We start from the raw sequence: 13807 nt of genomic DNA, 5'->3' as shown, positions 1-13807 counted from the left end.
AGACACACTGGTAACCCTAAACTTCAGGGTTAGGGTTCGGGTCGGCACTACGGACCGTCCCATTCGGCATCTGTCGTCCGGCGCGGGGAACCGCACGGCGGCGACAACGTAATTCGAGGCGAGAGGCCTTCGACGTGGCAGCACCGCAGAACTACCTCGCAGTCATCAAGGTCATCGGTGTCGGCGGCGGTGGTGTCAATGCCATCAACCGGATGATCGAGGTCGGTCTCAAGGGCGTCGAGTTCATCGCCATCAACACCGACGCGCAGGCGCTGTTGATGAGCGACGCCGATGTCAAGCTCGACGTCGGCCGCGAACTCACCCGCGGACTCGGCGCCGGAGCCAACCCGGCAGTCGGCCGCAAGGCCGCCGAGGACCACCGCGAGGAGATCGAGGAGGTCCTCAAGGGGGCCGACATGGTCTTCGTGACCGCCGGTGAAGGCGGTGGCACCGGCACCGGCGGCGCGCCCGTCGTGGCCAACATCGCACGTTCGCTCGGCGCCCTCACCATCGGCGTGGTCACGCGCCCGTTCACCTTCGAGGGACGGCGCCGCGCGAACCAGGCCGAGGACGGCATCGCCGAACTGCGCGAAGAGGTCGACACCCTCATCGTCATCCCCAACGACCGGCTGCTGTCCATCTCGGACCGCCAGGTCTCGGTCCTGGACGCCTTCAAGTCCGCCGACCAGGTCCTGCTCTCCGGTGTCCAGGGCATCACCGACCTCATCACCACCCCCGGTCTGATCAACCTCGACTTCGCCGACGTGAAGTCGGTCATGTCCGAGGCCGGTTCGGCCCTCATGGGCATCGGCTCGGCGCGCGGCGACGACCGCGCGGTGGCCGCGGCCGAGATGGCCATCTCCTCGCCGCTGCTGGAGGCGTCCATCGACGGCGCCCGCGGTGTCCTCCTCTCCATCTCCGGCGGCTCCGACCTCGGCCTGTTCGAGATCAACGAGGCCGCCCAGCTGGTCAGCGAGGCCGCCCATCCGGAGGCCAACATCATCTTCGGCGCGGTCATCGACGACGCCCTCGGCGACGAGGTCCGGGTCACGGTCATCGCGGCCGGCTTCGACGGCGGCCAGCCGCCGGCCCGCCGGGACACCGTGCTCGGCTCGGCCTCGACGTCGACGTCCACCCGCCGCGAGGAGCCCGCTCCGGTACGGCAGTCCGAGCCCAGCCGGCCGAGCTTCGGCACGCTCGGCAGCGTGACGCCGAAGGAGGAGCCGGAGCCGGTGCCCGAGCCGATCGCCGACATCACGCCCGCCCCGCCGGTTCCGCCGTCGCGGAACTACTCGGACAGCGCGGCCGAGGAGCTGGACGTACCGGACTTCCTGAAGTGATAGGACGGCGCGAGAGCGTGAGCGGCGCGCACTTCGCCTTCACCGACCGGTGGGGCGGGGTGAGCGCCGCTCCGTATGAGGAGCTCAACCTCGGTGGCGCCGTCGGCGACACACCGGAATCGGTACGGGCCAACCGGCAACTCGCGGCCGAGACGCTCGGCCTGGACGCCGGACGGGTCGTCTGGATGAACCAGGTGCACGGCGCCGACGTGGCCGTCGTGGACGAGCCCTGGGGTGAGCGCCCGGTGCCCGAGGTCGACGGGATCGTCACCGCCCGCCGCGGCCTCGCCCTCGCCGTACTCACCGCCGACTGTGTGCCGGTGCTGCTGGCCGACCCCGTCGCCGGGGTCGCCGCCGCGGCCCACGCGGGCCGGCCCGGCATGGTCAAGGGGGTCGTCCCCGCCGCCGTACGGGCCATGGTCGAACTCGGCGCCGAGCCGGAGCGGATCGTCGCCCGCACGGGACCGTCCGTGTGCGGCCGGTGCTACGAGGTGCCGGAGTCGATGCGCGCCGAAGTGGGCGCCGTCGAGCCGGCGGCGCACACCGAAACGAGCTGGGGCACGCCGGCGGTCGACGTGAGCGCCGGCGTGCACGCGCAGCTCGACCGGCTCGGGGTGTGCGACCGGGCGCAGTCGCCGGTGTGCACGCTGGAGTCGGTGGACCACTTCTCGTATCGCCGTGACCGCACGACCGGGCGGCTCGCGGGCTATGTCTGGCTGGACTGATGGGACATGACGGACCGTAAGACCCAACTCGCCGGAAATCTGGCGCAAGTGGAGCAGCGCATCGCCGCCGCGTGTGCGGCTGCCGGGCGCGGGCGGGAGGAGGTGACCCTGATCGTGGTCACCAAGACCTACCCGGCGAGCGATGTGCGGATCCTGTCGGAACTCGGTGTGCGCCATGTCGCCGAGAACCGGGACCAGGACGCGGCGCCGAAGGCGGCGGCATGTGCGGATCTGCCCCTGAAGTGGCATTTCGTCGGCCAACTGCAGACCAACAAGGTCCGATCCGTCGTCGGTTACGCCGATTTTGTGCAGTCCGTGGACCGCTCCCGACTCGTCGGCGCTCTGTCGAAGGAGGCGGAGCGGGCGGGGCGTGAGGTGGGCTGTCTCGTCCAGGTCGCGCTTGACGCGGGCGCGAGCGGCCGGGGCGAGCGCGGTGGCGTGGGCCCGGACGGAATCGAAGAGTTGGCCGACCTCGTCGCGCGGGCGCCGGGACTGCGGCTCGACGGACTGATGACCGTCGCTCCGCTCACCGGACCGTACGCGGGACGCGAACAGGCGGCGTTCGGGCGCCTCATGGATTTGTCGACTGACCTGCGCCGGGCCCATCCGGCTGCAACCATGGTGTCGGCAGGGATGAGTGCGGACCTCGAACAGGCCGTGGCAGCCGGGGCGACACACGTGCGCGTCGGCACTGCGGTACTCGGAGTCCGCCCCAGGCTCGGGTAACGTCGCCAGGAAGTCGGACCACAGCAGAAAATATGGTCAATGCCCGCGCAGGCGAGCACAACGACCACGTGGATCGCGGGCACTTGGCAGTCGTCAGTCGATCCACCACAGAGCGGAGGACTCAGAGCATGGCCGGCGCGATGCGCAAGATGGCGGTCTACCTCGGCCTCGTGGAGGACGATGGGTACGACGGCCGCGGATTCGACCCCGACGACGACTTCGAGCCGGAGTTGGACCCGGAGCCCGAGCGGGACCACCGACGGCACGAATCGTCACACCAGTCGCACAGCGCACATCAGTCCCAAAGGGACGAAGAGGTGCGAATCGTCCAACCGCCCGCGCCCCGCGAGCCGGTGGCCCGATCGACTTCGCTCGCCGCGGAATCCGGACGTCCGGCGCGCATTGCGCCCGTGGCATCCATCACACAAGAACGTCAGTCCCTGGAGAAGAACGCGCCGGTGATCATGCCCAAGGTCGTGTCGGAACGAGAGCCTTACCGGATCACCACGCTTCACCCGCGGACCTACAACGAGGCCCGTACCATCGGGGAACACTTCCGTGAGGGCACCCCGGTGATCATGAATCTGACTGAGATGGACGACACAGACGCGAAGCGACTTGTCGACTTTGCGGCCGGTTTGGTGTTTGGTCTTCACGGCAGCATCGAGCGGGTGACGCAGAAGGTGTTCCTGTTGTCTCCTGCTAACGTCGATGTCACGGCGGAGGACAAGGCCCGCATCGCAGAGGGCGGGTTCTTCAACCAGAGCTGAGACGTACAACCGGATCGACGTTCGGAAGAGCACGGAACAGGGGAGAGGGAAGCGCAGACCATGAGCGTGTTCGCACTGGTGGTCCACACCGCGCTACTTGTGTTCCTGGCCGTGCTCATCTTCCGGCTCGTCATGGATTACGTGTTCCAGTTCGCCCGCTCGTGGCAACCCGGCAAGGCGATGGTGGTCGTACTGGAGGCCACCTACACTGTCACCGATCCACCGCTGAAGCTTCTGCGGCGGTTCATCCCGCCGCTGCGTCTCGGGGGCGTGGCGCTCGACCTGTCCTTCTTCGTACTGATGATCATCGTCTACATCCTCATCTCCATCACGGGGAGCTTCGTGTAATGAGGGTGGACGATACGGTCTTGCCGACTGCCGATGACTACGTTGAGGTGAAGAGATGCCGTTGACCCCCGAGGACGTGCGGAACAAGCAGTTCACGACCGTCCGCCTCCGAGAAGGCTATGACGAGGACGAGGTCGATGCCTTCCTCGACGAGGTCGAAGCCGAACTGACCCGTCTGCTCCGCGAGAACGAGGACCTGCGCGCCAAGTTGGCCGCGGCGACCCGAGCGGCCGCGCAGAACCAGCAGAACATGCGCAAGCCCCCGGAGCAGGACCAGCAGCATCCGCCGCAGCAGCACCCGCAGCAGCAGCACCCGCAGCAGGGCATGCGAGGTCCCGGCGCTCCGGTGCCCGCCGGCATATCGGGCCCGCCGCAGCAGCAGATGGGTGGCCCCATGGGTGGCCCGCCCCAGCTGCCGAGCGGTGCCCCGCAGCTGCCCGCCGGTCCCGGCGGTCAGGGCGGCCCGCAGGGTCCCGGCCCGATGGGCCAGGGTCCGATGGGTCAGGGCCCGATGGGCGGACAGCCGCCCATGCAGCAGCAGATGGGTGGTCCGATGGGCGGCCCCATGGGCGGTCCGATGGGCGGCCCCGGTCAGGGCCCCGGTGGCGACAGCGCCGCCCGTGTCCTCTCGCTGGCCCAGCAGACCGCCGACCAGGCGATCGCCGAGGCCCGCTCCGAGGCCAACAAGATCGTCGGTGAGGCCCGCAGCCGCGCCGAGGGTCTGGAGCGTGACGCTCGTGCCAAGGCCGACGCCCTGGAGCGGGACGCGCAGGAGAAGCACCGCGTCGCGATGGGCTCCCTGGAGTCCGCCCGCGCCACGCTGGAGCGCAAGGTCGAGGACCTGCGCGGCTTCGAGCGCGAGTACCGCACGCGCCTGAAGTCGTACCTCGAGTCCCAGCTGCGCCAGCTGGAGACCCAGGCCGACGACTCCCTGGCTCCGCCGCGCACCCCGGCCACCGCGTCGCTGCCGCCGTCCCCGGCGCCTTCCATGGCTCCGGCCGGCGCGAGCGCCCCGTCCTACGGCGGCAACCAGACGATGGGTGGCAACCCCGCCCCGTCCGGCCCGTCCTACGGCGGCCAGCAGCAGATGACCCCGGCCATGACCCAGCCCATGGCTCCGGTCCGTCCGCAGGGCCCGTCCCCGATGGGCCAGGCTCCCTCGCCGATGCGCGGGTTCCTGATCGACGAGGACGACAACTGAGCGCCGGGCACGGTGAGTAGTACGCCTTAGGCGTCGGCAGCGTTCAGGGCGGGACCCCGGATCTCACGATCCGGGGTCCCGCCCTTTTTACGCGTGTTGCGACGGGAGAGTGAGAGAAGGGCCCGGCCTCCGCAACGGAGACCGGGCCCTTCTCGATCCGCTCGGCGCTTACGCCTTGCACAGCCGGAACACCAGGGACAGCCCCTCGTCGGTGAACGGCTGGCCGTAGCCGTCGCCCGCGTCGCCCTGGGCGAAGTCGGTCGCGAGCACCTCCTCGGCGATCAGTGCGGAGTGCTCGGTCAGCGCCGCGATCACTGCCGGGTCCGTGGAGGTCCAGCGCAGAGCGATCCGGTCGGCCACGTCCAGGCCGCTGTTCTTGCGCGCCTCCTGGATCAGCCGGATCGCGTCGCGGGCCAGGCCCGCCTGCCGCAGCTCCTCGGTGATCTCCAGGTCCAGCGCCACCGTGGCGCCGGAGTCGGACGCCACCGACCAGCCCTCGCGCGGGGTCTCGGTGATGATCACCTCGTCCGGGGCGAGCGTGACCGTCTCGCCGTCGACCTCCACCGACGCCGTGCCCGCGCGCAGGGCGAGGGACAGCGCGGCCGCGTCGGCGTGGGCGACCGCCTTCGCCACGTCCTGCACCCGCTTGCCGAACCGCTTGCCCAGGGCGCGGAAGTTGGCCTTGGCGGTGGTGTCCACCAGGCTGCCGCCGACCTCGGACAGCGAGGCCAGCGAGGAGACGTTCAGCTCCTCCGTGATCTGGGTGTGCAGCTCGGGGTCGAGGGAGTCGAAGCCCGTTGCCGCGATCAGCGCACGGGACAGCGGCTGACGGGTCTTGACGCCCGACTCCGCGCGCGTGGCGCGGCCCAGCTCGACCAGCCGGCGGACCAGGACCATCTGCTTCGACAGCTCCGGGTCGATCGCGGACAGGTCCGCCTCCGGCCAGGCGGCGAGGTGCACCGACTCCGGGGCGCCCGGCGTGACCGGCACGAACAGGTCCTGCCACACCTGCTCCGTGATGAACGGGACGATCGGCGCCATCAGCTTGGTGACCGTCTCCAGCACCTCGTGCAGTGTGCGCAGCGCCGCCTTGTCGCCCTGCCAGAAGCGGCGGCGCGAGCGGCGGACGTACCAGTTGGACAGGTCGTCGACGAACGCGGACAGCAGCTTGCCGGCGCGCTGGGTGTCATAGGCCTCCAGCGCCTGGGTCACCTGGTCGGTGAGGGCGTGCAGTTCGGACAGCAGCCAGCGGTCGATCAGCGGGCGTTCGGCCGGGGCCGGGTCCGCCGCGCTGGGCGCCCACGCGGACGTACGGGCGTACAGCGCCTGGAAGGCGACCGTGTTCCAGTAGGTCAGCAGTGTCTTGCGGACGACTTCCTGGATGGTGTTGTGGCCGACGCGGCGCGCCGCCCAGGGGGAGCCGCCGGCCGCCATGAACCAGCGCACCGCGTCCGCGCCGTTGGCGTCCATGAGCGGGATCGGCTGCAGGATGTTGCCCAGGTGCTTGGACATCTTGCGGCCGTCCTCGGCCAGGATGTGGCCGAGGCACACGACGTTCTCGTACGACGACTTGTCGAAGACCAGCGTGCCGACGGCCATCAGCGTGTAGAACCAGCCGCGGGTCTGGTCGATCGCCTCGGAGATGAACTGCGCCGGGTAGCGGCTCTCGAACAGTTCCTTATTCTTGTACGGGTAGCCCCACTGCGCGAACGGCATCGAACCCGAGTCGTACCAGGCGTCGATGACCTCCGGCACGCGCGTGGCCGTCTTGCCGCAGCCCTCGTGCGAGCAGGCGAAGGTGACCTCGTCGATGTACGGCCGGTGCGGGTCGAGGGCCGACTGGTCGGTCCCGGTCAGCCCGGTGAGCTCCGCGCGGGAGCCGACGACGGTGAGGTGGTCGTCCTCGCAGCGCCAGATCGGCAGCGGGGTGCCCCAGTAGCGGTTGCGGGACAGCGCCCAGTCGATGTTGTTGTTCAGCCAGTCGCCGTACCGGCCGTGCTTGACCGTCTCCGGGAACCAGTTGGTCTTCTCGTTCTCCTGGATGAGGCGGTCCTTGACGGCCGTCGTGCGGATGTACCAGGAGGGCTGCGCGTAGTACAGCAGCGCGGTGTGGCAGCGCCAGCAGTGCGGGTAGCTGTGCTCGTACGGGATGTGCTTGAAGAGCAGACCGCGTTGCTGGAGGTCCTCGGTGAGCTTTTCGTCCGCCTTCTTGAAGAAGACGCCGCCGACCATCGGCACGTCCTCCTCGAAGGTGCCGTCCGGGCGGACCGGGTTCACGACCGGCAGACCGTAGGCGCGGCAGACCTTGAGGTCGTCCTCGCCGAAGGCGGGGGACTGGTGGACCAGACCCGTGCCGTCCTCGGTGGTGACGTAGTCGGCGTTCACCACGAAGTGCGCCGGAGCCGGGAACTCTACGAGCTCGAACGGACGTTGGTACGTCCAGCGCTCCATCTCGGCGCCGGTGAAGGTCTGGCCCGTGGTCTGCCAGCCCTCGCCGAGCGACTTGGCGACGAGCGGCTCGGCGACGACGAGCTTCTCCTCGCCGTTGGTCGCGACGACGTAGGTGACCTCCGGGTGCGCGGCGACCGCCGTGTTGGACACCAGGGTCCACGGGGTCGTCGTCCACACCAGGAGCGCGGCCTCGCCGGCGAGCGGACCGGAGGTGAGCGGGAAACGGACGTACACGGACGGGTCGACGACCGTCTCGTAGCCCTGCGCCAGCTCGTGGTCGGACAGGCCGGTGCCGCAGCGCGGGCACCAGGGGGCGACGCGGTGGTCCTGGACCAGCAGGCCCTTGCCGAAGATCTCCTTCAGCGACCACCACACGGACTCCACGTACTCGGGGTCCATGGTGCGGTAGGCGTCGTCCAGGTCGACCCAGTAGCCCATGCGGGTCGTCAGCTCGGCGAAGGCGTCGGTGTGCCGGGTCACGGACTCGCGGCACTTGGCGTTGAACTCGGCGATGCCGTACGCCTCGATGTCCTGCTTGCCGGAGAAGCCCAGCTCCTTCTCGACCGCCAGCTCCACCGGCAGGCCGTGGCAGTCCCAGCCGGCCTTGCGGGCCACGTGGTAGCCGCGCATCGTGCGGAAGCGGGGGAAGACGTCCTTGAAGACGCGCGCCTCGATGTGGTGGGCGCCGGGCATGCCGTTGGCGGTGGGCGGGCCCTCGTAGAACACCCACTCGGGGCGGCCCTCGGACTGCTCCAGGCTCTTGGCGAAGATCTTCTGTTCGCGCCAGAAGTCGAGCACGGCGTGCTCAAGAGCGGGCAGGTCGACCTGTGCGGGCACCTGGCGGTACGTCGGCGCTGTCATCTGCGAGCATCCTCCAACGGACTTGCTGCCTTCCGTCGGAGGGACGAGAGCCTTCGTTCCTGTCTACGCCGTGTGCGGCGCGCTCCCGCGGTACCACCCTCCTTGGCCCTCCGGTGCGGCCTGTGCTCCGGTGAGCCCCCTCATTGGGGTCGCGAAGCCGGCTCTACTCGCCCCGACCTCACGGCTGCGGCTTTCTTCCGGCGGCTCCGGGGTGATCTTCACGTCGCGCTCGCCCCCGGGCTCACACCGTCCCCGGGTCGCTCTGGGCTGCGTACGCCGCTACTCGTCCCCATCCACGCTTCTCGCTGCGCCCAGTGTACGGCGCCGTACGGACAGCGGCCGACCGGATTTCCGCGTGGCGCGGCCGCACCCCTGATGACCGGCGAGGATGACCCGAATGGCGAGGTGAAGCACATGCCCGTCCGGCCGGGTCCGGCCCGGCGGATTACCCGGCGGGGAGCTGGGCACAACGGATGCAGGCCCGCTGCTCGGGGAGTGCTGGCGGGCGCATCGGGCGGTGTGCCCCGTTGCCGTGGGACTCAAGTCGATTTATCGTCCCAGCACGATTCGCGAGCAAAATCACAATATGTGAAGGGGCCGCGGCCATGGTGGCGAAAAAGACCGCCGTAGAGCAGCCGGCGACCGGCCGGACCAGGGGCGCGGCCGCCAAGAAGACGGCCGCGAAGAAGGCGCCCGTCAGGAACGCGGCCGTGAAGGAGGTTCCGGGCAAGAAGGCCACCGCGGAGCCACCACAGGCCAAGAAGGCGACCGCGGCGAAGGCCGTGAAGGCCGGGAAGAAGCCGGTGGGCAGGGCTGCCGCCAAGGAGACGGCCAAGAAGGCCGTCGGGAAGAAGGCGGCGGCGAAGGGGGTGGCGGTGGACAGAACGGCCGTCAAGGAGCCGGCGGCGAAGCAGGCCGGCGGCGGGAAGGCGGCTGCCGCGGACGTCTCCAGGGAGACGGCCGGGAAGAGCACGGCCAAGAAAGCGGGCGCGGCGCGGGCCGCGAAGCAGACGGGAGCCACGACAGTGGTTGCGAAGAAGACTCCTGGCACGGCCACGGCCGAACAGAGCGCCGTTCCCAAGGCACGGCTCGCCGCGGCGGAGCCCGGCGAACTGGCGGTGCGTCCCGGTGAGGACCCCTGGACCCCGGCAGAGGTCGCGGAGGCCCGTACCGAACTGCAGTCCGAGGTGTTGCGGCTGCGCGCCGAGATCAGCTCCTCCGAGGAGTCCCTCGTGGGCCTGATGCGCGACTCCGGGGACGGCGCGGGCGACGACCAGGCCGACACCGGGACCAAGAACATCACGCGCGAGCACGAGATGGCGCTGGCCGCCAACGCGCGCGAGATGCTGATCCAGAACGAGCACGCCCTGGAACGGCTGGACGCGGGCACCTACGGTCTGTGCGAGAACTGCGGCAACCCCATCGGCAAGGCCCGGATGCAGGCCTTCCCCCGGGCCACCCTGTGCGTGGAGTGCAAACAGAAGCAGGAACGCCGCTCCTGAGCGCGAGGGGCCGGCGGGGCGTGCCGTAGTCTCGTCCTCAGTCAGGCACCTAGGTTGAGGGACTCACGTGGCAGAGGCGGAGCGCATCATCGGTACGCCGGACACCCCGGACGACAGCGGCGAGCAGACCACGGCGGCCGGAGTGCCGGCCGGCCCCGGCGCGGCCGGTGCCTCCGGCGCCGACCGGTCGCAGGCGCAGGCGCGCGTCGGCCGCGGGCGCCGGATCGCCGTGCTGTTCGCGGTGGCCGCGTTCGCGTACGCCCTCGACCTGATCAGCAAGACGCTCGTGGTCGCCAAGCTGGAGGGCCGCGAGCCGATCAAGCTGGTCGGGGATCTGCTGGAGCTGCACGCCATCCGCAACCCGGGCGCCGCCTTCGGCTTCGGGGCCGCGTTCACGGTGATCTTCACGCTGATCGCCGCGGCGGTGATCGTGGTGATCATCCGTCTGGCCCGCAAGCTCTACAGCTTCCCCTGGGCGGTCGCCCTCGGCCTGCTGCTCGGCGGCGCGCTCGGCAACCTGACCGACCGGATCTTCCGGTCGCCCGGGATCTTCGAGGGCGAGGTCGTGGACTTCATCGCGCCGAAGGGCTTCGCGGTGTTCAACCTGGCCGACTCGGCGATCGTGTGCGGCGGCATCCTGATCGTGCTGCTCTCCTTCCGCGGCCTGGACCCGGACGGCACGGTCCACAAGGACTGACACGGCGGCCCGCCGCTCCCGGTGCCCGAGTTATCCACAGGCGCGGTCGGGGGCGTCCGGACCGTCCTGCATACTCGACGGGTGAGCACGATTCCCGAGATCCGCACCCTGCCCGTGCCCGACGGCCTGGAGGGCGAGCGCGTCGACGCCGCCATCTCCCGCATGTTCGGCTTCTCCCGCACGAAGGCGGCCGAGCTGGCCGCGGCCGGCAAGGTGCAGGTCGACGGCGCGGTGGTCGGCAAGTCCGAACGGGTGCGCGGCGGCGCCTGGCTCGAGGTCGAGATGCCGCAGGCGCCCGCGCCGGTGCAGGTGGTCGCCGAGCCCGTCGAGGGCATGGAGATCGTGTACGACGACGATGACGTGGTCGTGATCGTCAAGCCGGTCGGCGTGGCCGCGCACCCGTCGCCGGGCTGGAGCGGCCCCACCGTCATCGGCGGCCTCGCCGCGGCCGGCTACCGGATCTCCACCTCCGGCGCCGCCGAGCGCCAGGGCATCGTGCACCGTCTGGACGTCGGCACCTCGGGCCTGATGGTGGTCGCCAAGTCCGAGCGGGCGTACACCTCGCTCAAGCGCCAGTTCAAGGAGCGCACGGTCGACAAGCGCTACCACACGCTGGTCCAGGGCCACCCGGATCCGACGAGCGGCACGATCGACGCGCCGATCGGCCGCCACCCGAACCATGACTACAAGTGGGCCGTCACGGCCGACGGCAAGGCCTCCGTGACGCACTACGACCTCATCGAGGCGTTCCGCGCCGCCTCCCTGCTGGACGTCAAGCTGGAGACCGGCCGCACCCACCAGATCCGCGTGCACATGTCCGCCCACCGTCACCCCTGCGTCGGCGACCTCACCTACGGCGCCGACCCGACCCTCGCCAAGCGGCTGCGACTGACCCGCCAGTGGCTGCACGCCGTGCGGCTCGGCTTCGAGCACCCCGCCGACGGACAGTGGGTGGAGTTCGCGAGCGAGTACCCCGAGGACCTGCAGACGGCCCTCGACCAGGTCCGCGAGGAGACCTACGCGTGAGCGTGCCGTACACCGTCCGTATCGCCGATGACCTCGCCGACCGCGAGGCCTGCTTCGCGGTCCGCAAGGAGGTCTTCGTCGTCGAGCAGGGCGTCGCCGAGGACCTCGAGTACGACGCCTACGACGCGGTCGCCGTGCACGTGCTCGCGGTCCGCGAGGACGGTGTGCCGCTCGGCACCGGGCGGCTGCTGCACGGCGCGGCGGCCACGGCGAAGACCGGCGCGGACGCGTCCGTGGGCTCCCTGGGGCGGCTCGCCGTCTCCCGGGCCGCGCGCGGGCTCGGGGTCGGGGCGGTCCTGGTGCGGGCCATCGAGGACGCGGCCCGCGCGCGCGGGCTGACCGCGGTGGACCTGCACGCGCAGACCCATGCCAAGGGCTTCTACGAGCGCCTGGGGTACGAGGCGTACGGGCCGCAGTTCTTGGACGCCGGAATGCCGCACCGGGCGATGCGCAGGGCCCTGTAGCGCGCCGCGCGCTCCCGGCGGGCGGATGGCAGGCTTGAGTTCTGCCGTGTGATCGTCGACCCCCGGAGTGCCGGCCGTGGATCAGTTGGCCCTGCTGTTCGTGCTGTTGCTCGGGGCCCTGGTGAGTGTGCCGGTGGGGGACCGGTTCGGGGTGCCGGCGCCGGTGCTGATGACGCTGTTCGGCGGGGTCCTCGCGGTGGCCGACTTCGTGCCCGATGTGGACATCCCGCCCGAGCTGATCCTGCCCGGGCTGCTGCCGCCGCTGCTCTACGCCGCCGTGCGCCGCACCTCCTGGCGGCAGTTCGCGGCCAACATCCGGCCGATCTTCCTGCTGGCCGTGGCCCTGGTGTTCGTGACGACGGTGTGCGTGGCGTACGTCGCCAACGCGATCGTGCCCGGACTGCCGATCGCCGCAGCCGTCGCCCTCGGCGCGCTGATCGCTCCGCCCGACCCGGTCGCCGCGACCAGCGTCGCCGGACAGCTCGGGCTGCCGCGCCGCCTGGTGTCGATCCTGGAGGGCGAGGGGCTCTTCAACGACATCACGGCCATCGTGCTGTACCACGTGGCGATCGCCGCGGTCGTGAGCGGCACCTTCTCGCCCTGGCGGGCCGGCCTCGACCTGGTGCTGTCGGCGGTCGTCGCGGTGGCCGTCGGCCTGGTGCTGGGCTGGGGCGCGAACAAGCTGATGGACCTGCTGGGCGATCCGACCCTGCAGATCGGTATGACCCTGCTGGTGCCGTACGCCTCCTACGTCCTCGCGGAGAAGCTGCACGGCTCCGGGGTGCTCGCGGTGCTCACCACGGCGCTCTTCCTCGCCGAGTACGCCACCGACGCCGACGACGTGATGACCCGGCTGGCCGGACACACCTTCTGGGACATCATCGACACCCTCGTCACGGGCGTGGCGTTCGGGCTCATCGGCCTGGAGCTGCACAACGCCATCCGCACGGCCCAGGGCCGCTGGGGCGAGCTGCTCGGCTGGTCCGCGGCCGTCGTGGGCGTGGTCGTCGTCGTGCGGCTGATGTGGCTGCTGCCGGCGACCTGGCTGACCAAACGACTGCACGCGCGGCGGGACTACGACGAGGAGATCCCGGTGAGCTGGCGGGAGACCGTCGTGATGTGGTGGTCCGGGATGCGCGGGGTGGCCTCGGTGGCGCTGGCGCTGGCCGTCCCGCTGAAGACCGACGACGGCTCCCCCTTTCCCGACCGGGACGAGATCGTCTTCATCGCCTTCGGGGTCATCGTCGTCACGCTGGTGCTCCAGGGGCTCACCCTGCCGTGGCTGGTGAAACGGCTCGGGGTGCGGGCCGACTCCGAGCGCGAGAAGCAGTTCGAGAAGGAGCTGGCGGTGCGCGCGGCGAAGGCGGCGAAGGGCCGGCTGCGGGAGATCGAGCAGGTGGAGGACCTGCCCGAGGACCTGGCGGAGCAGATGCTGCGGCGCGCCTTCGACATCGGCATCCGGATCAGTCCGGACATGGACGAGGCGGAGCGGCGGGAGGCGCAGCACCATCGGGCCAAACGGCTCAGGCGCGTGCGGCGCATCCAGAACGAGATGATGAGCGCGGCCCGGCACGAGGTGCTGGCGGCGCGCAGCGAGCCGGGGGCGGACCCGGAGATCGTGGACCGGGTGCTGCGCCATCTCGACGTGCGCAGCCTGCGGTGAGCGGGCCCGGCCGCTTACCCACAGGGCCGACGC

12 protein-coding genes are annotated in these 13807 nt (G+C 70.6%); 11 read left to right on the top strand and 1 reads right to left on the bottom strand.

Annotated elements, in window-relative coordinates:
- The first annotated feature begins 134 nt into the window (after positions 1 to 134).
- From ftsZ to ADK64_RS00570, 6 genes are all read left to right on the top strand, one after another.
- A complete protein-coding gene (ftsZ, locus tag ADK64_RS00595) occupies positions 135 to 1340 on the top strand; it encodes a cell division protein FtsZ (RefSeq protein WP_053653771.1) in 1206 nt (401 codons plus the stop codon).
- Positions 1337 to 2065: a peptidoglycan editing factor PgeF gene (gene pgeF / locus ADK64_RS00590; protein ID WP_078992417.1), complete on the top strand. Its 729-nt coding sequence runs from the start codon at positions 1337 to 1339 to the stop codon at positions 2063 to 2065. Before ftsZ ends, pgeF begins: the two co-directional genes overlap by 4 nt.
- Positions 2066 to 2071: 6 nt before the next feature.
- Positions 2072 to 2791, top strand: a complete 720-nt coding sequence (locus tag ADK64_RS00585) for a YggS family pyridoxal phosphate-dependent enzyme (protein WP_053653767.1) — start codon at positions 2072 to 2074, stop codon at positions 2789 to 2791.
- 128 nt (positions 2792 to 2919) lie between these two features.
- Positions 2920 to 3561: a cell division protein SepF gene (locus ADK64_RS00580; protein ID WP_023551436.1), complete on the top strand. Its 642-nt coding sequence runs from the start codon at positions 2920 to 2922 to the stop codon at positions 3559 to 3561.
- A 60-nt stretch (positions 3562 to 3621) separates the two neighbouring features.
- The gene (locus tag ADK64_RS00575; protein ID WP_053653765.1) at positions 3622 to 3909 is read left to right on the top strand and encodes a YggT family protein; all 288 of its coding nucleotides are present in this window, start codon (positions 3622 to 3624) and stop codon (positions 3907 to 3909) included.
- A gap of 55 nt (positions 3910 to 3964) precedes the next feature.
- On the top strand, positions 3965 to 5110 hold the full coding sequence (locus ADK64_RS00570; protein ID WP_159046139.1) for a DivIVA domain-containing protein: 1146 nt from the start codon (positions 3965 to 3967) through the stop codon (positions 5108 to 5110).
- A 168-nt stretch (positions 5111 to 5278) separates the two neighbouring features.
- On the opposite strand, the gene ileS is transcribed toward ADK64_RS00570, so the two are convergent.
- The gene (ileS, locus tag ADK64_RS00565; RefSeq protein WP_053653763.1) at positions 5279 to 8422 is read right to left on the bottom strand and encodes an isoleucine--tRNA ligase; all 3144 of its coding nucleotides are present in this window, start codon (positions 8420 to 8422) and stop codon (positions 5279 to 5281) included.
- 605 nt (positions 8423 to 9027) lie between these two features.
- Between ileS and ADK64_RS00560 the strand changes: the two genes are divergently transcribed.
- The 5 genes from ADK64_RS00560 (at position 9028) to ADK64_RS00540 (ending at position 13774) form a co-directional block, all read left to right on the top strand.
- Positions 9028 to 9924: a TraR/DksA family transcriptional regulator gene (locus ADK64_RS00560; RefSeq protein WP_053653761.1), complete on the top strand. Its 897-nt coding sequence runs from the start codon at positions 9028 to 9030 to the stop codon at positions 9922 to 9924.
- A 67-nt stretch (positions 9925 to 9991) separates the two neighbouring features.
- On the top strand, positions 9992 to 10621 hold the full coding sequence (lspA, locus tag ADK64_RS00555) for a signal peptidase II (RefSeq protein WP_053653759.1): 630 nt from the start codon (positions 9992 to 9994) through the stop codon (positions 10619 to 10621).
- Between the two features lie 81 nt (positions 10622 to 10702).
- Entirely contained in the window at positions 10703 to 11647 is a 945-nt protein-coding gene (locus tag ADK64_RS00550) for an RluA family pseudouridine synthase (RefSeq protein WP_053653757.1), read from the top strand.
- Positions 11644 to 12111: a GNAT family N-acetyltransferase gene (locus ADK64_RS00545; protein WP_053653755.1), complete on the top strand. Its 468-nt coding sequence runs from the start codon at positions 11644 to 11646 to the stop codon at positions 12109 to 12111. The genes ADK64_RS00550 and ADK64_RS00545 overlap by 4 nt, the downstream gene beginning before the upstream one ends.
- A 76-nt stretch (positions 12112 to 12187) precedes the next feature.
- Positions 12188 to 13774 carry a Na+/H+ antiporter gene (locus tag ADK64_RS00540; RefSeq protein WP_053653753.1) on the top strand — a complete coding sequence of 529 codons (1587 nt, stop codon included), beginning with the start codon at positions 12188 to 12190 and terminating at the stop codon, positions 13772 to 13774.
- Positions 13775 to 13807: the final 33 nt, after the last annotated feature.

The organism is Streptomyces sp. MMG1121, from assembly GCF_001280015.1.
In the GTDB taxonomy this organism is placed as follows: domain Bacteria; phylum Actinomycetota; class Actinomycetes; order Streptomycetales; family Streptomycetaceae; genus Streptomyces.
The sequence above is the reverse complement of the archived record's forward strand: the minus strand, read 5'-3'. Positions and strand labels throughout refer to the sequence as shown.